The organism is Agromyces capsici (assembly GCF_058349965.1).
Map to the genome: position 1 here is coordinate 592,567 of NZ_JBYRET010000002.1, position 16,915 is coordinate 609,481.

The 16,915-nt window shown below is 72.3% G+C and carries 15 protein-coding genes; 12 read left to right on the top strand and 3 right to left on the bottom strand.

The annotated features are described in order from the left end of the window. Positions 1-14: 14 nt before the first annotated feature. Positions 15-2,267, top strand: a complete 2,253-nt coding sequence (locus AC3RKB_RS16550; protein ID WP_491437337.1) for a RelA/SpoT family protein — start codon at positions 15-17, stop codon at positions 2,265-2,267. A gap of 52 nt (positions 2,268-2,319) precedes the next feature. Here AC3RKB_RS16550 and AC3RKB_RS16555 read toward each other — a convergent pair whose 3' ends face one another. The 3 genes from AC3RKB_RS16555 to AC3RKB_RS16565 form a co-directional block, all read right to left on the bottom strand. Next, a complete protein-coding gene (locus AC3RKB_RS16555) occupies positions 2,320-2,895 on the bottom strand; it encodes a type IV toxin-antitoxin system AbiEi family antitoxin (protein WP_491437338.1) in 576 nt (191 codons plus the stop codon). A 104-nt stretch (positions 2,896-2,999) separates the two neighbouring features. Next, complete coding sequence (locus AC3RKB_RS16560) at positions 3,000-4,232, bottom strand: DUF349 domain-containing protein (RefSeq protein ID WP_491437339.1); 1,233 nt, start codon at positions 4,230-4,232, stop codon at positions 3,000-3,002. Positions 4,233-4,365: 133 nt separating this feature from the next. Further along, positions 4,366-5,133 (bottom strand): peptidylprolyl isomerase, encoded by a 768-nt coding sequence (locus AC3RKB_RS16565; RefSeq protein WP_491437340.1) that lies wholly within the window; start codon positions 5,131-5,133, stop codon positions 4,366-4,368. 113 nt (positions 5,134-5,246) lie between these two features. Here AC3RKB_RS16565 and AC3RKB_RS16570 point away from each other — a divergent pair, with 113 nt between their 5' ends. The 11 genes from AC3RKB_RS16570 (at position 5,247) to AC3RKB_RS16620 (ending at position 16,905) form a co-directional block, all read left to right on the top strand. After that, entirely contained in the window at positions 5,247-6,659 is a 1,413-nt protein-coding gene (locus AC3RKB_RS16570) for a replication-associated recombination protein A (RefSeq protein WP_491437341.1), read from the top strand. 168 nt (positions 6,660-6,827) lie between these two features. After that, positions 6,828-7,451, top strand: a complete 624-nt coding sequence (gene rpsD, locus AC3RKB_RS16575) for a 30S ribosomal protein S4 (RefSeq protein ID WP_491437342.1) — start codon at positions 6,828-6,830, stop codon at positions 7,449-7,451. 137 nt (positions 7,452-7,588) lie between these two features. Further along, positions 7,589-7,792 carry a hypothetical protein gene (locus AC3RKB_RS16580; protein ID WP_491437343.1) on the top strand — a complete coding sequence of 68 codons (204 nt, stop codon included), beginning with the start codon at positions 7,589-7,591 and terminating at the stop codon, positions 7,790-7,792. A 67-nt stretch (positions 7,793-7,859) separates the two neighbouring features. After that, on the top strand, positions 7,860-10,517 hold the full coding sequence (gene alaS, locus AC3RKB_RS16585) for an alanine--tRNA ligase (RefSeq protein WP_491437344.1): 2,658 nt from the start codon (positions 7,860-7,862) through the stop codon (positions 10,515-10,517). Positions 10,518-10,519: 2 nt separating this feature from the next. Beyond that, the gene (gene ruvX, locus AC3RKB_RS16590; protein WP_491437872.1) at positions 10,520-10,990 is read left to right on the top strand and encodes a Holliday junction resolvase RuvX; all 471 of its coding nucleotides are present in this window, start codon (positions 10,520-10,522) and stop codon (positions 10,988-10,990) included. Between the two features lie 4 nt (positions 10,991-10,994). Then, positions 10,995-12,644, top strand: a complete 1,650-nt coding sequence (gene mltG / locus AC3RKB_RS16595; RefSeq protein ID WP_491437345.1) for an endolytic transglycosylase MltG — start codon at positions 10,995-10,997, stop codon at positions 12,642-12,644. Next, positions 12,645-13,520, top strand: coding sequence for a shikimate dehydrogenase (locus AC3RKB_RS16600; protein ID WP_491437346.1), 876 nt, complete (start codon positions 12,645-12,647; stop codon positions 13,518-13,520). Positions 13,521-13,544: 24 nt separating this feature from the next. Further along, the gene (gene aroC / locus AC3RKB_RS16605; RefSeq protein WP_491437347.1) at positions 13,545-14,759 is read left to right on the top strand and encodes a chorismate synthase; all 1,215 of its coding nucleotides are present in this window, start codon (positions 13,545-13,547) and stop codon (positions 14,757-14,759) included. 55 nt (positions 14,760-14,814) lie between these two features. Continuing rightward, positions 14,815-15,315: a shikimate kinase gene (locus AC3RKB_RS16610; protein WP_491437348.1), complete on the top strand. Its 501-nt coding sequence runs from the start codon at positions 14,815-14,817 to the stop codon at positions 15,313-15,315. Then, complete coding sequence (gene aroB, locus AC3RKB_RS16615; protein WP_491437349.1) at positions 15,312-16,391, top strand: 3-dehydroquinate synthase; 1,080 nt, start codon at positions 15,312-15,314, stop codon at positions 16,389-16,391. Before AC3RKB_RS16610 ends, aroB begins: the two co-directional genes overlap by 4 nt. A gap of 76 nt (positions 16,392-16,467) precedes the next feature. Further along, the gene (locus tag AC3RKB_RS16620; RefSeq protein ID WP_491437350.1) at positions 16,468-16,905 is read left to right on the top strand and encodes a type II 3-dehydroquinate dehydratase; all 438 of its coding nucleotides are present in this window, start codon (positions 16,468-16,470) and stop codon (positions 16,903-16,905) included. The last annotated feature ends 10 nt before the right edge of the window (positions 16,906-16,915 follow it).

Consider the following 16,915-nt stretch of genomic DNA (forward strand, 5'->3'; position numbering starts at 1 on the left):
CTGGAGGTGCGGCGATGACGGAGACCGGAGTCAACTCGACGGCGTCGTTGCGCCGTCTCGTGCCCCGGATCTTCTCGAAGGCCCTGCCGACCGGTGCGGTCGACACCGTCATGCGAACGGTGCGGATGCACCATCCGAAGGCCGACCTCTCGGTCATCGAACGCGCCTACACGGTCGCCGAGCGCGCCCATGAGGGGCAGAAGCGTCGCAGCGGCGAGCCGTACATCACGCACCCGATCGCGGTCGCCCAGATCCTCGCCGACCTCGGCATCGGCTCGAAGGCGGTCGCCGCGGCACTGCTGCACGACACCGTCGAAGACACGGCCTACACGCTCGACCAGCTCCGTGCCGACTTCGGCGATGAGATCGCGATGCTGGTCGACGGGGTCACCAAGCTCGACAAGGTCAAGTACGGCGACTCCACGCAGGCCGAGACCGTCCGCAAGATGATCGTCGCGATGTCGAAAGACATCCGCGTGCTCATCATCAAGCTGGCCGACCGGTTGCACAACGCCCGCACGTGGGGCTTCGTGCCCGCCGACTCCGCGGCGCGCAAGGCGACCGAGACGCTCGAGATCTACGCTCCGCTCGCGCATCGCCTCGGCATCCAGACCATCAAGTGGGAGCTCGAGGACCTCTCGTTCGCGGTGCTCTACCCGAAGCTCTACGCCGAGATCGAGAGCCTCGTGAAGGGCCGGACGCCGCAGCGCGAGGAGTACGTCCAGTCGGTGATCGACATGGTCTCGGAAGACCTCAAGGCCGCGCGGATCCGCGGCAAGGTCGTCGGCCGGCCCAAGCAGTACTACTCGATCTACCAGAAGATGATCGTGCGCGGTCGCGACTTCGACGAGATCTACGACCTCGTCGGAATCCGCGTTCTCGTCAACACCGTCCGCGATTGCTACGCCATCCTCGGCTCGATCCACGCCCGCTGGACCCCGCTGCCCGGCCGGTTCAAGGACTACATCGCGACGCCGAAGTTCAACCTCTACCAGTCGCTGCACACGACGGTGATCGGCCCGAAGGGCCGGCCGGTCGAGATCCAGATCCGCACGCACGACATGCACCAGCGCGCCGAGTACGGCGTCGCCGCGCACTGGAAGTACAAGGAGCGGATGGCGGGTGGCCGCGCCGACGCCGCGAGCTCGCGCGACGAGGCCGACATGGCCTGGCTCGCGCACATCTCCGACTGGCAGGCCGAGACGGCCGACCCGGGGGAGTTCCTCGACTCCCTCCGGTTCGAGATCGGGGCCAAGGAGGTCTACGTCTTCACGCCGAAGGGGCGGGTCATCGGCCTGCCCGCCGGCGCGACGCCGGTCGACTTCGCCTACGCCGTCCACACCGAGGTCGGCCACCGCACGATGGGCGCGAAGGTCAACGGCCGCCTCGTGCCCCTCGAGAGCGTGCTCAACAGTGGCGACGTCGTCGAGGTGTTCACGTCGAAGAACCCCGACTCCGGCCCGAGCAAGGACTGGCTGAATTTCGTCAAGAGCCCCCGCGCGCGGAGCAAGATCCGCCAGTGGTTCACCAAGGAGCGCCGCGACGAGGCCATCGAGCACGGGCGTGACGCGATCGCACGCGCCATGCGCAAGCAGAACCTGCCGCTGCAGAAGCTCATGAGCCAGGAGTCGTTCGCCGAGGTCGCCGCGCAGCTTCGCTACGACGACGTCTCCGCGCTCTACGCGGCGGTCGGCGAGGGGCACGTCTCGACGCAGTCGGTCATCGAGAAGGTCGTCGCCCTCGTCCGCGACGTCGACGACGTCGACGAGCCCGACCTGCCGATCCCCGTGCGCACGAGGCCGCTGCCGCGGCACAGCGACTCGGGCGTGCTCGTCCGCGGGGCGCCCGACATCCTCGTCAAGCTCGCACGCTGCTGCACGCCGGTGCCCGGCGACCAGATCGTCGGCTTCATCACGCGCGGTTCGGGCGTCTCGGTCCACCAGTCGTCGTGCCACAACGTGCAGGCGCTCCTGCGTGAGCCCGAGCGGATGATCGACGTCGAGTGGGCGCCGAGCTCGAAGAGCGTGTTCCTCGTGCAGATCCAGATCGAGGCGCTCGACCGGGCCGGCCTGCTCTCCGACGTCACGCGCGTGCTGTCGGAGCACCACGTCAACATCCTGTCGGCGAACGTGTCCACCGGGACCGACCGCCTCGCGCTCAGCCGGTTCGTCTTCGAGATGGGCGACACGACCCACCTCGACCGCGTCCTCAACGCGGTGCGGCGGATCGACGCCGTCTACGACGTCTACCGCGTCAGCGACGGCTGAGCCCCGACCGCTCGCGAGGCGGTTCGACGCCGCGCGGCGGCGACCGCCCGGATCAGGTCGGCACGCCTGCCTCGGCCGCTCCCGTCGCCACGGCGTCGGCGAGCCGGCGAAGCGCGAGCGCCTTGTGCGGCAGTCGGTGCGCAGCGCGGATCCGGTCGTGCACGCGGTCGGCCGCCCGCGGTGCGATCGCGATGAGCGCGCGCACGGCGTCGATCATCGACCCGTCGTCGGCCGTCGCGTCGCGCAGGAGGTCGAACGCCGTGCGTTCGATGCTCGTGCAGCGGATGCCGCCGACCTCGACGATGTCGGCGTCGGCGATGACGACCTCGCGCACGATCAGGGTCGGATCGGTGCGCGCCGCGACCCGCTCATCATGGGGCACGCAGCACTCGGTGACCGACGGCGGCACGGGCACGGCGCCGTGCACCCATGCGGCCGATCGTCGCTCGACGATCAGCGGCGCCGGCAGCCGGCGCGCGACCGCGGCCGCCCGGAGCGAGGGGAGGTCCGGCTCGTCCACCGGGCACCATCCGGTGCCGACGAGGACGAGCTCGCCATCGAGTCGAGCCGCGCAGAGCTCGGCGAGCGGGAGGTCGTCGGTGCCGAGCACCGCGGGAAGCCTGGCCATCCGCCCATGCTGCGGGATCCGGCGTCGCTCTGCGCCGCGGGGCGCGCTCCTGTGGAGAACCGTCGGCCGACGGGCGCGGTGCAGGACGGGCGGAGACCCGGCGATCAGCCGCCGACGGCCTTGAGCCACGCACGCCGGGCGTCGAGCGCCTCGCGCGCGGCGGCGATGGCCTTCGCGTCGCCCGCCGCCTCGGCGTCGGCGAGCTCGGACTCGAGCTTGGCGATCGCGTCGTGCAGCTGGCCGAGCATGCCCTCGGAGCGGGCCTTCTTCTCGGGGTCCTCGCGCTCCCAGCGCTCGTCCTCGAGCGCCCGGACGTGGTTCTCGACCTTGCGGAGGCGGTCCTCCACCGGGCGGACCTGGTCGCGCGGCACGCGACCGATGTCGTCCCACCGCCGCTGGATGCCGTTGAGGGCGCTGCGCGCGGCGCGCGCATCCTTCGAGGTCAGCAGCGTGTCGGCCTCGTCGAGGAGCGCGAGCTTCTCGGTGAGGTTCGCGCGGTACTCCTCGTCGTCCTTCGCGTCGACCTCGGCCTTGGCCTGGAAGAGCACGTCGCCCGCGGCCTTGAACTTCGCCCACAACGCATCGTCGACCTTCTTGCCGGCACGACCGGCCTGCTTCCACTCGTCGAGGAGCGACCGGTACTCGGCGACGCCGTCTGCCCCGCGCGGAGCGAGGGCCTCGGCGCGCTCGATGAGTCGCTGCTTGCGCTGGCGCACGTCGCGGTGCGCGGCGTCGAGCTCGGCGAAGAACGCCTTGCGGTGCTGCTCGATGGTCGAACGTGCCGCCCGGAACCGCTTCCAGAGCTCGTTCGCCTCGCCCTTGGGCAGGCGGGGGCCGTCCTGCTGGTGCTTCTGCCACTGGGCGAACAGGGCGTCGAGCTCGGCGCTGGTCTGCTTCCACTGCGTCTTCGCCGGGTCCTGGGCGGCGAGGGCCTCGGCCTGCTCGACGATCTGCGTGCGCTCGGCGACCGCCTCCTGGACGGCGGCCTTGGCCTCGGCCTGCTGCTGCGCCGTGAGCTCCTGCGTGGTGCCCGAGAGCGCGTCGAGGCGTCGCGTGAGCGACTCGAGGTCGCCGACCGCGTGGGCGTTCGCGACGCTCTCCTGGAGGGTGGCGACGGCCTTCGCGACATCCGCTGCGGGGGCGCCGCGACGCACGCGCTGCTCGAGCAGCCCGACCGCGCCGGCGAGGTCGGCGTACTTGCGCTCGAAGTACGCCAGCGCCTCCTCCGGCGTGGCGTCGGGGTACTGCCCGACCTCGCGCTCGCCCTCGCTGGTCCGCACGAAGACGGTGCCCGTCTCGTCGACGCGGCCCCACGGTTGCTGTGCTGAATCGGTCACTGACTCGCCCTGTCGTTCGTCGGATGCCGCGTGCGCGGCGGATGACGGCATCAAGCCTATTGCACCCCCGGAAGCGCCGTCCGCCCGGTCGCGGCCGCCGCGTCGGCCCCGCCGCCGGTCCGGGGGAGGCGCCTCACTCGAGCGTGAAGCCGGTGATGCTCACGGGCACCGCGGGCGCCCCATCGGTCGACCCGTCGGCCGTGCCGAGGCCGGTGACGTCGGTGCGGAGCGCGTCGAGCCCGGAGGTGACGCGACCGATGACCGTGTACCCGCCCGCGGCGTCGGCCGGCAGCGTCGTGTCCTCGTACACGATGAAGAACTGGCTGCCCTGGCTCTCGGCGTTGCCGGACTGGCGCGCCATCGCGATCGTGCCGGCGGGGTAGACCCCGTCCTCCGGCGCGTTCTCGATCGGGCCGTAGCTGTAGCCGGGCCCGCCCGAGCCGTCGCCGTTCGGGTCGCCGCACTGGAGCACGAAGATGCCCTCGGTCGTGAGGCGGTGGCAGGTGAGGCCGTCGTAGAAGCCCTGCTCGACGAGGCTGATCGTGCTGGAGACCGCCTGCGGCGCGGCGGCGCCGTCGAGCTCGACGGAGAGCGGGACCTCGTTCAGCGCGAGCGCGCCGGCCCAAGTGCGATCCTCGGCGAGGTCGGCGGAGGGCACGGGCGCAGCGGTCGCGGTCGGCGTCGGGGTCGGCGTGGCCTCGGCCTCGGGGGTGCCCGGCCCGCCGCTGAAGTAGAGCAGCTGGGCGCCCGTCGCGAGCGCGAGCACGACGACCAGGGCGATCCCGGCGATGACGTTGTCGCGCGTCCGACGGCGCACCGACCGACGGTGCACCTCCTGACGTGCCTGGTAGGTGCGGAGGCGCGCACGCTCTTCGCGCGCCTGACGGTCGTTCGCTGCCACGCTGCTCCTTCGGGGATCCTGCGGGGAGACTCTACGGGTCCGCGACCCCGGCGTGCCAATCCCACCGCCGCGCGCCGCCGGCGGTGTCGGATGCCGCGGCTACGCTGGTCGGCATGGTGGATTCGGCTCCGGGGCTGCGTTCCGGCGCGACCCCGCTCGCAGTGCGCATGCGCCCACGCAGCCTCGACGAGGTGGCCGGCCAGAAGCACCTCCTCACGCCCGGATCCCCGCTCGTGGCCCTCGCCGCCGATCGCACGGGCGAGTCCGGCGCCGTCTCCGTGATCCTCTGGGGGCCGCCCGGCACCGGCAAGACCACGCTCGCGCAGGCGATCGCCCGTTCGTCGGGCCGCAAGTTCGTCGAGCTGTCCGCCGTGACGGCCGGCGTCCGCGACGTGCGCCAGGTCATGGAGGAGGCCCGCGCCAACCGCGACCTGTACGGGGTCTCGACCGTGCTCTTCCTCGACGAGATCCACCGGTTCACCAAGGCGCAGCAGGATGCGCTGCTGCCCGGCGTCGAGAACGGGTGGGTGATCCTCGTCGCCGCGACGACCGAGAACCCGTCGTTCTCGGTGATCTCGCCGCTCCTCTCGCGGTCGCTGCTGCTCACCCTCGAGACGCTCGACGACGACGACCTGGGCATGCTCGTCGATCGCGCCGTCGCCGACCCGCGCGGGCTGGGCGGCGGGGTCGAGCTCGCGTCCGAGGCGCGCGCCGCGATCGTCCGCCTCGCCTCGGGCGACGCGCGGCGGGCGCTCACGGCCCTCGAGGCGGCATCCGTCTCGGCAGTGAGCGAGGCGTCGGCGTCGGCCGGCCCCGCCGAGGGCGACGAGGCGGAAGCCGCGGCATCCGACGAGGGCGGCGAGGCGGCAGCGCCGTCGCGGCCGCTCATCACGCCCGAGGTCGTGGCGCGCGCCGTCGACCGCGCGCTGCTGCGCTACGACCGCGCCGGCGACGAGCACTACGACGTCATCTCGGCGTTCATCAAGTCGGTCAGGGGCAGCGACGTCGACGCGGCCCTGCACTACCTCGCGCGAATGATCGAGGCGGGGGAGGATCCGCGCTTCATCGCGCGGCGCATCATCGTGCTCGCCTCGGAGGACATCGGGATGGCCGATCCGACCGCGCTCGGCGTCGCGGTCGCGGCCGCCGACGCGGTGCAGTACATCGGCATGCCCGAGGGCCGGATCCCGCTCGCCCAGGCGGTCGTGCACCTCGCCACCGCGCCGAAGTCGAACGCGGCATACCTCGGCATCGACGCGGCGATCGCCGACGTGCGGGCGGGCACGGCGGGCCGCGTGCCCAAGCACCTCCGCGACGCCCATTACCCGGGGGCCAAGCGCCTCGGGCACGGCAAGGGGTACGTCTATCCGCACGACGATCCGATCGGCGTCGTTTCCCAGCAGTACCTGCCCGACCCGCTGCGCGGTGCGGTCTACTACACGCCGACCGAGCACGGCAACGAGCGCGAGGTGTCCGCCCGGCTCGCCAAGCTGCGGCGCATCGTGCGCGGCGAAACCCGTTCGTGATACGATTTCCGCTGGCCTGAAGCCAGATTCTCGAGCGCGGCTGCGAGAGAGTCATCGGCGAATGGGTGCGATCTGTAGCCGATCGGCCCTTGGCGAATCCCTCTGACACAGACTTCCGGCGCACGATCGCGCCGTGGGTTCATCTGAGATTCTTCCGAAAGGACATTCGTGTCGAACCAGTCACGTAGCAAGACGCGCCTCTCCCGCGCGCTCGGCATCGCCCTCACCCCGAAGGCCGCCAAGTACATGGAGAAGCGCCCGTACGCCCCCGGCGAGCACGGTCGCACCAAGCGCAAGCAGGACTCCGACTACGCGGTGCGTCTCCGCGAGAAGCAGCGCCTGCGGGCCCAGTACGGCATCCGCGAGAAGCAGCTCCGCATCGCGTTCAACGAGGCCCGCCGCACCGACGGCCTGACCGGTGAGAACCTGGTCGAGCTGCTCGAGATGCGCCTCGACGCGCTCGTGCTCCGCGCCGGCTTCGCCCGCACGATCACGCAGGCTCGCCAGTTCGTCGTGCACCGCCACATCATCGTCGACGGCAAGATCGTCGACCGTCCCTCGTTCCGCGTGAAGCCGGGCCAGGTCATCGGCGTCAAGCAGCGCTCCGAGGGCACCGAGCCCTTCCAGGTCGCGGCGGCCGGCGGACACGTCGACGTGCTCCCGAAGACCCCGGGCTACCTCGAGGTCGAGCTCGACAAGCTCCAGGCGAAGCTCGTGCGTCGCCCGAAGCGCGCCGAGGTGCCCGTCACGTGTGACGTGCAGCTCGTCGTCGAGTACTACGCCGCCCGCTAGTCGGACGGTTCACGAACGGGGTCGCGGTTCGCCGCGGCCCCGTTCGTCGTCCCGGCGCGCAGCACGATCGACGCCCTAGACTGAGAGGACGCGTGCGCACCGCACGCCCCAGGGCCCGACCCCTCGAGGAGTGACACGTGAAGAGCATCCTGTGGTTCACCGTCGGCGTCGCGGCAGGCTTCGCCGTCGCGCACCAGGTCAACCGCACCGCGCAGGGCCGCGAGTTCTTCGCCGGCCTCGACGCGAAGGCGCGGGCCTTCGGCCGCGCCGTCGCCGAGGGGTACCACGCCCGCGAGGCCGAGCTCCGCGCCGCCGAGGTGCACGCCGCCGAAGGCCAGTAGCCCCTCACGCCACCTCCCTCCCGCGACCCGCGGGCGCTCCACCCATCCCAGGAACCAGAACGGAACCATGCAGACTGCCGAGATCCGCCAGCGCTGGCTGGACTTCTTCGCCACGCGCGGCCACACGGTCGTGCCGTCGGCCTCGCTCGTGTCGGACGACCCGTCGCTGCTGTTCACCGTCGCCGGCATGGTGCCGTTCGTGCCGTACCTGACCGGCGTGGTGCCGGCGCCGTACGCCCGCGCGACGAGCGTGCAGAAGTGCATCCGCACGAACGACATCGAGGAGGTCGGCAAGACCCCCCGGCACGGCACGTTCTTCCAGATGAACGGCAACTTCTCGTTCGGTGACTACTTCAAGGAAGGCGCCATCTCGTTCGCCTGGGAGCTGCTGACCGCGGCGGAGGCCGACGGCGGGTACGGGTTCGACCCGAGCGATCTCTGGGTGACCGTCTACGAGGACGACGACGAGGCCCGTGAAATCTGGAAGCGGGTCGCCGGGCTCCCCGACGAGCGCATCCAGGGCCTCGGCAAGGACACCAACTACTGGCACACGGGCCAGCCCGGACCGGCGGGTCCGTGCTCCGAGATCTTCTTCGACCGCGGACCCGAGTACGGCATCGACGGCGGCCCCGCGACCGACGACGACCGCTACGTCGAGATCTGGAACCTCGTCTTCATGCAGTACCTCATCGCCGACGTGAAGTCGAAGACCGACTTCACGATCGTCCGCGAGCTGCCGAAGAAGAACATCGACACCGGCATGGGCCTGGAGCGCGTCGCCTTCATCAAGCAGGGCGTCGACAACATGTACGAGATCGACCAGGTCCGTCCCGTCCTCGACCGCGCCGCCGAGCTGTCCGGCCGTCGGTACGGCGCCGACCACGAGGACGACGTGCGCATGCGCGTCATCGCCGACCACATCCGCTCCTCGCTCATGCTCATGAGCGACGGCGTGACACCGTCGAACGAGGGTCGCGGCTACATCCTGCGTCGCCTGCTACGTCGCAGCATCCGCGCGATGCGCCTGCTCGGCGTCGAGGGCCCGACGTTCCACGAGCTGTTCGCGGCATCCCGCGACGCGATGAAGGCCGCCTATCCCGAGGTCGCGACGGACTACGCGAAGATCGAGCAGCTCGCCGTCGGCGAGGAGGCGGCGTTCCTTCGCACCCTCAGCGCGGGCACCTCGATCCTCGACACGGCGGTCGCGAAGACCAAGGAGTCGGGTGCCGAGCGGCTCGCGGGCGACACCGCGTTCCTGCTGCACGACACGTACGGGTTCCCGATCGAGCTCACGCTCGAGATGGCCGAGGAGGCCGGCCTCGCGGTCGACCGCCAGGCGTTCGACACGCTCATGGCCGACCAGCGCTCGCGCGCGAAGGCCGACGCGAAGTCGAAGAAGAAGGTGCTGGCCGACCTGTCGGTCTACAGCGACTTCCGCGCGAAGGGCGAGACGGTCTTCACGGGGTACGTCGACCTCGCGACCGACTCGACGGTGCTCGGCATCCTGGTCGACGGTCGTCCCGCCCAGCAGGCGACCGCCGGCCAGACCGCCGAGGTCATCCTCGCCGAGACCTCGCTGTACGCCGAGTCCGGCGGCCAGGCGCCCGACCAGGGCCGCATCGTGGGCGACGGCTTCGAGCTCGAGGTGCTCGACGTCCAGAAGCCCGTCAAGGGACTGATCAGCCACACGGTGAGGGTGTCCGCCGGCGAGGTCGGCGTGGGCGTGCCCGCGACGACGCTCGTCGACGAGGACTACCGGCGCGGCGCGACGCAGGCCCACTCGGGCACGCACCTCGTGCACGCGGCACTGCGACAGGTGCTCGGACCCACCGCGCACCAGTCGGGCTCGTACAACAAGGCCGGCTACCTCCGCCTCGACTACGGATGGAACCAGTCCCTCTCGGCCGAGACGCGCAGTGAGATCGAGGAGATCGCCAACGGCGCGGTGCGCGAGAACCTCGAGGTCGTCACGCGCGAGATGCCCATCGACGAGGCCAAGGCGCTCGGCGCGATGGCACTGTTCGGCGAGAAGTACGGTGACTTCGTGCGCGTCGTCGACATCGGCGGCCCGTGGTCGCGCGAGCTCTGCGCGGGCACGCACGTGGCGCGCAGCGCCGAGGTCGGCATGATCAACATCATCGGCGAGTCCTCGGTCGGCGCCTCGAACCGCCGTGTCGAATCGCTCGTCGGCCAGGACGCGTTCCGCCGCTTCGCGGCCGAGCGCACCCTGGTCCAGGAGCTCACCTCGACGCTCAAGACCCGGCCCGAGTCGCTCGTCGACCGCGTCGGCGAACTCGTCGCGAGCCTGAAGGCGGCCGAGAAGAAGATCCAGGCGTACGAGGCGAAGGCGCTGAGCAATCGCGTGCCCGACCTCGCGGCCACGGCCGAGCGCGTCGGCGACCTGCTCGTCGTACTCGAGTCGGTCGGACGGCTCAGGTCGGGCGACGAGCTGCGCTCCCTCGCGACCGCCGTGCGGGCGAAGCTCGGCGACGCGGCATCCGTCGTCGCCCTCGTCGGCGAGGTCGGCGGCAAGCCGCTCGCGATCGCCGCGACCTCGCCCGCCGCGCGCGATGCCGGGGCGAACGCCGGCGCCATCGCGAAGGCCATGGCCGCCGCCCTCGGCGGCGGAGGCGGCGGCAAGCCCGACCTCGCCCAGGGCGGCGGCAACGACCCGACCGCGATCCCCGCGGCGCTCGCCGCGGCGCGGGCGGCGATCGCGCGGTGACCGTGCGACCCGGTGCCCGGCTCGGCATCGACGTCGGCCGGGCCCGCATCGGCGTGGCGCGCTGCGATCCGTCGGTGATCCTCGCGGTGCCGGTGGAGACCGTGCCCCGCAGCACCGAGGGCGAGGATGGCGACGTCCGGCGCATCCTCGAGATCGCGGCCGAGCACGACGCGATCGAGCTCGTCGTCGGCAACCCGCTCTCGCTGTCGGGGCAGGCGACCGCGTCCACGGCCGACGCGATCGCCTTCGCGGAGCGGCTCGCGAGCGCCGGGGCGCACGTGCGGCTCGTCGACGAACGGATGTCGACCGTGAGCGCCCAACAGGCGCTCCGCGCGGCCGGGAAATCGTCCAAGAAGCAGCGTCCCATCATCGACCAAGCTGCAGCCGTTATCATTCTGCAACATGCCATCGATGCCGAACGGGCATCGGGAACCGCCCCCGGACGAACGATCCGCCCCGACGAAGGGCTCTGACCCAGTGACCCAGCTCCCCCCAGAGCATCGCCGCGGCTCCGGCCAGCCGTACGAGCCCGAGACCCCCGCCGCGTCGCGGGCGCCTCGGAGCCGACGGGAGCTGCGCGAGTACGAGCAGCGGCAGGAGGCCGAGGCCGAGCGGCGGCGCATCGCGGAGGCGGAGGAGCGCCGCGCCGAGGAGGAGTGGCGCGCCCAGCAGGAGTGGAAAGCGGAGCAGGAACGCCGCGCCGAGCAGGAGTGGAAGGCCGAGCAGGAGCGCCGCGCCGAGCTGGAATGGCGCGCGCGCGAGGCGCAGCGGGCCGAGCAGGAGCGGCAGGCCGAGCTGGAGTGGCGCGCTCAGGAGGCCCAGCGCGTCGCGCGGGAATCCCGCCGCAGCGACGACGAGCGGAGAGCGCAGACGGCGATCGCCCACGGGGAGGAGCGCGTCCGGTCAGGCGCCGCGCGTCCCGTCCAGGCCGTGGCCGACCCCGACGCGCCCGAGCCCGACCTCCTCTTCCCGTGGGACGACGACCCCGCACCCCGTCCGTCGCGTGCGGACCGACGCGCCGCAGCCTCCGTCGACCTCGACGAGCACGAGACCGAGCCGCGCCGGCGGAAGGGCCGCGGTGCGATCGGCTGCCTCGTCGCCCTGGTCGTGCTGGTGGCCGTGGCGGCGGGCGCCTGGTTCCTCTTCCTGCAGGCGCCGGTCACCGCGTTCCTCGAGCGGTTCGAGCCGGCGGCGGACTACTCGGGCTCGGGCTCGGGCGAGGTCGTGTTCATGATCAACGAGGGCGACGGCGGCGAGACCATCGCGGCCAACCTCGAGGAGGAGGGCGTGGTCGCCTCCGCCGAGGCGTTCGTCGAGGAGGTCACCAGCCGGTCGTCGACGCCGACGTTCTACCCCGGCGCGTACCGGCTGGCGAGCGAGATGAGCGCGAAGTCGGCGCTCGACGCCCTGCTCGACCCCGCCAACAAGCTCGAGAACACCTTCGTCATCCAGGAGGGACTGTGGGCGCGCGACGCGCTCGCCGCCGCCTCCGCCGCGACGGGCATCCCGGTCGAGGAACTGCAGGCGGCCGCCGCCGACCCGCAGGCGCTCGGCCTGCCCGAGCAGGCGACCTCCGTCGAGGGCTTCCTGTTCCCGGCGACCTACACGTTCCCGCCCGACGTGACCGCCGACCAGGTGGTGAAGACCCTCGTGGACCGCACGTTCCAGGCGCTCGACGAGGCCGGGGTGCCGGTCGAGCAGCGGTGGGAGACGATCGTGGTCGCCTCGCTCATCGAACGCGAGGCGGGCTCGGCCGACGACTCGTACAAGGTCTCGCGGGTCATCCGGAACCGCCTCGACCCGGCGCAGTTCGAGAGCGGGCTGCTGCAGTTCGACTCGACCGTGCACTACGGCATCGGCGACGACTCGACGGTCGAGACCTCCGACGCCGAGCGCGCCGACCCCGCGAACCCGTACAACACGTACGTGCACCCCGGCCTGCCGCCGGGGCCCATCGGCAACCCGGGCGATGTCGCGATCGACGCGGCGCTCAACCCCGCCGACGGCCCCTGGCTGTACTTCGTGACGGTGAACCTCGAGACCGGCGAGACGGTGTTCTCGGCGACGCTCGCCGAGCACGAGGCCGCCGTCCAGCAGTTCCTGCAGTACCTGGAGGACAACGGGTAGATGAGCGAGCAGTCGTCGGATGTCACCGTCCCGCCGTCGATCGCGGCGGGCGGGCCGCGCAGGCTCGCCGTGCTGGGCTCGCCGATCGCGCACTCGAAGAGCCCCGCGCTGCACCGCGCGGCCTACGATCGGCTGGGACTGGCCGACTGGACGTACGAGCGCGCCGAGGTCGGCGAGGGCGGCCTCGCCGCGTTCCTCGACGGGCTCGGCCCCGAGTGGCGCGGCCTCTCGCTGACGATGCCGCTGAAGCCCGAGGCGCTCGCGATCGCCGACGACGTCGAGCGGCTCGCCGAGCGCGCGGGCGCGGTGAACACGCTGCTGCTCGGCGACGACGGCCGCCGGTTGGGCTTCAACACCGACATCGGCGGGATCGTCCGGGCCCTGGCCGACTCGGGGGTGGCCGCGATCCGGCACGGCGTCCTGGTCGGAGGCGGGGCGACCGCGGCGTCCGCCCTGATCGCGATGGCGGAGCTCGGCGCCGTGAGCGTCGAGGTGTGCGTACGAGACGCGAGCCGCGCGGCATCCGTCGTCGAACTCGGGTACGCGATGGGCCTCGTCGTCGAGGTGCGCCCGATCGCACGGCTCGCCGAGGCGGAGCCGGCCGATCTCGTCATCAGCACGGTGCCCGGCGGCACCGACCTCGGCATTGCGCCCTCCGACGAGCTCGTCGCCGCGCCGCTCTTGGACGTCGCGTACGCCCCGTGGCCGACGGCGCTCGCGGCCGCGTGGTCGGAGCGCGGCGGGCGCGTCGCGCACGGGCTCGACATGCTCGTGCACCAGGCGCTGCTGCAGGTGCGCATCTTCGTGGGCGGCGATCCGCTCGCCGAACTGCCCGACGAGGCGGCCGTGCTCGACGTCATGCGTCGGAGCGTCTGACCCCGCTGTGGGAGGATGGTGGGCATGCTCCGTTGGCTCACCGCCGGTGAATCGCACGGCCCCGAGCTGGTCGCGATCCTCGAGGGACTTCCCGCCGGCATCCCCGTCACGCTCGACGACATCCGCGCCGATCTCGCGCGCCGCAAGCTCGGCTACGGGCGCGGCGCGCGCATGAAGTTCGAGCAGGACGAGCTCGCGATCTCGGGCGGCGTGCGGCACGGCCTGACGCTCGGCGGCCCCGTCGCGCTGCGCGTCGGCAACACCGAGTGGCCGAAGTGGGAGCAGGTCATGAGCCCCGACCCGGTCGACCCGGCGACGCTCGGGAAGGGCCGCGGCGCACCGCTGACCCGCCCGCGTCCCGGTCACGCCGACCTCGTGGGCATGCAGAAGTACGGCTTCGACGAGGCCCGGCCGGTGCTCGAGCGAGCCAGCGCCCGCGAGACCGCCGCGCGCGTCGCGCTCGGCGCGGTCGCGCGCGCGTTCCTCGGCGAGCTCGGCATCCGGCTCGTCTCGCACACGGTCGCGATCGGCCCGGTGCGCGTGCCCGAGGGCAGCGTGCTGCCGATGCCGTCCGACGTCGACGCGCTCGACGCCGATCCGCTGCGCTGCTTCGACCCCGAGACGAGCGCCCGGATGGTCGCCGAGGTCGACGCCGCCCACAAGGACGGCGACACGCTCGGCGGCGTCGTCGAGGTGCTCGCGTACGGCCTGCCGCCGGGCCTCGGCTCGCACGTGCACTGGGACCGCCGCCTCGACGCGCAGCTCGCCGCCGCGCTCATGGGCATCCAGGCGATCAAGGGCGTCGAGGTCGGCGACGGCTTCCTCACGACGACGCGCCGCGGTTCGGCCGCGCACGACGAGCTGCACCTCGCCGACGGCCGCATCGTGCGCGCGAGCGACCGCGCCGGCGGCACCGAGGGCGGCATGTCGACCGGCACGGTGCTGCGCGTCCGCGCCGGCATGAAGCCGATCGCGACGGTGCCGCACGCCCTGCCGACGGTCGACGTCGCCACGGGCGAGCCGGCGCCCGCCCACCACCAGCGTTCCGACGTCTGCGCGGTCCCGGCCGCGGGCGTCGTCGCCGAGGCGATGGTCGCGCTCACGCTCGCGAACTCGGTGCTCGAGAAGTTCGGCGGCGACTCGGTCGCCGAGACGCGACGCAACCTCGAGAGCTACCTCGCGGCCATCCCCGACGCGCTCGCGAGCGAGGTCGCGGCGCCCGACGCGATCCGTGCCTGACGCGCCGCAGCCCGGCCCGCCGCCCGCAGCGCCGGGTCCGGGTTCGGGTCGGACCGTGCCGCTGCCGATCGTGCTGGTCGGCCCCATGGGGGCCGGCAAGTCGCGCGTGGGCGCCCGGCTGGCGAGCTCGCTCGGCGTGCCCTTCGTCGACACCGACCAGCGGATCGTCGAACGGCACGGCCCGATCGAGGAGATCTTCGCCCGCGAGGGCGAGGCGCACTTCCGCGTGATCGAGCGCGAGGTCGTGGCCGAGGCGCTCCGCGAGCAGGCCGTCGTCTCCCTCGGGGGCGGCGCCGTGCTCGACGCCGACACGCGCGCCGACCTCGCCGCCGTCGCCACCGTGTGGCTGCAGGTGTCGGCCGAGGCGGTCGCGCCGCGACTGGCGGGCGGCACGCGCCCGCTCATCGCCGACGGCGGCCTCGACCGCTGGATCCGCATCCGCGACGAACGGCGACCGCTCTACGAGCAGGTCGCCGGGCTCGTCATCGACACCTCGCGCCGCTCGGTCGCGAGGATCGTCGCCGAGATCACCGAGTGGGCTGGAGCACGCGCATGACCGACGAGGCCACCACCATCCCCGTCGGAGGCGACCCGGGCTACGACGTCGTGGTGGGCCGCGGCGTGCTCGCCGGGCTCGCCGACGCGATCGGCACCGCGGCCACGAAGGTGCTGATCGTGCACCCGCCGACGCTCGGCGCTCGCGCCGCCGCCGTGCGCGACTCGCTGCTCGGCCGCTACGAGGTGCTCCTCGCCGAGGTGCCCGACGCCGAGCAGGCCAAGCGCGTCGAGGTCGCCGCGTTCTGCTGGCAGATCCTCGGCCAGGCCGACTTCACGCGCACCGACGCGATCGTCGGCCTCGGCGGGGGAGCGATCACCGACCTCGCGGGCTTCGTCGCGGCGACGTGGCTGCGGGGCGTCCGCATCGTGCAGGTGCCGACGACGGTGCTCGGCATGGTCGACGCCGCGCTGGGCGGCAAGACCGGCATCAACACGAACGAGGGTAAGAACCTCGTGGGCGTGTTCCACGCGCCGGCCGCGGTGCTGTGCGACCTCGAACTGCTCGACACGCTGCCGAAGAACGAGATCCTCGCGGGGTTCGCCGAGATCGTGAAGGCCGGCTTCATCCGCTATCCCGAGATCCTCGACGTCATCGAGGCCGATCCGGATGTCGCGACCGACCCGTCCACGCCGGAGTTCCGTCGCGTGGTCGAGCTCGCCATCCAGATGAAGGCCGACGTCGTCAGCGAGGACTTCACGGAGCAGGGCCTGCGCGAGATCCTCAACTACGGGCACACGCTCGGCCACGCGGTCGAGCACGCCGAGCGCTACCAGTGGCGCCACGGCGCCGCGGTCGCCGTGGGGCTCGCGTTCGCGGCCGAGCTCGGCCGGCTCTCCGGGCGCCTGTCCGACGAGGTCGCCGACCGGCACAAGCGCGTCCTCGACCTGCTGAGCCTGCCGACGTCGTACCCCGCCGGCCGCTGGAACACGCTGCTCGCGACCATGCAGCGCGACAAGAAGGCGCGTGCCGGGCAGCTGCGCTTCATCGTGCTCGACGACCTCGCCAAGCCCACCGTGATGCTCGCGCCCGACCAGTCGCTGCTCTTCGCCGCGTACCAGGAGATCGCGTCCTGAGCGACGATCGGGGCGGCGGGTCTCGAGACGCGCACTGCGCGCGCTCCTCGACCGGCAGGCTGGCTAGGCTTCGAGCATGACCACGATCCTCGTCCTCAACGGGCCCAACCTCGGCCGGCTCGGCTCGCGCGAGCCCGAGGTGTACGGCTCGCAGACGCTCGCCGACATCGGCGCCGGGCTGGCGGCATCCGTGCCCGACGACGTCGAGATCGACCTGCGCCAGACCGACGACGAGGCCGAGCTGATCGGCTGGATCCACGAGGCGGTCGACCGCGGCACGCCGGTCGTGCTGAACCCGGCGGCGTTCACCCATTACAGCTACGCGTTGCGGGATGCCGCGGCGCAATTGAAGACGGCGGGCGTGCCGCTCGTCGAGGTGCACCTCTCCAACCCGCACACGCGCGAGGCGTTCCGGCACACGAGCGTCATCTCGGGTGTGGCCACGGGCGTGATCGCCGGGTTCGGCGCCGACTCATACCGGCTCGCGGTCGACTGGCTTCTGCGGCATCGGTAGTCCTCGACTA

Coding starts and splice junctions, on each gene's coding strand:
- AC3RKB_RS16550 (WP_491437337.1), top strand. CDS start 15: ATGACGGAGACCGGAGTCAACTCGACGGCGTCGTTGCGCCGTCTCGTG.
- AC3RKB_RS16570 (WP_491437341.1), top strand. CDS start 5,247: ATGGTGGATTCGGCTCCGGGGCTGCGTTCCGGCGCGACCCCGCTCGCA.
- AC3RKB_RS16600 (WP_491437346.1), top strand. CDS start 12,645: ATGAGCGAGCAGTCGTCGGATGTCACCGTCCCGCCGTCGATCGCGGCG.
- alaS (WP_491437344.1), top strand. CDS start 7,860: ATGCAGACTGCCGAGATCCGCCAGCGCTGGCTGGACTTCTTCGCCACG.
- aroB (WP_491437349.1), top strand. CDS start 15,312: ATGACCGACGAGGCCACCACCATCCCCGTCGGAGGCGACCCGGGCTAC.
- AC3RKB_RS16620 (WP_491437350.1), top strand. CDS start 16,468: ATGACCACGATCCTCGTCCTCAACGGGCCCAACCTCGGCCGGCTCGGC.
- aroC (WP_491437347.1), top strand. CDS start 13,545: ATGCTCCGTTGGCTCACCGCCGGTGAATCGCACGGCCCCGAGCTGGTC.
- AC3RKB_RS16555 (WP_491437338.1), bottom strand. CDS start 2,895: ATGGCCAGGCTTCCCGCGGTGCTCGGCACCGACGACCTCCCGCTCGCC.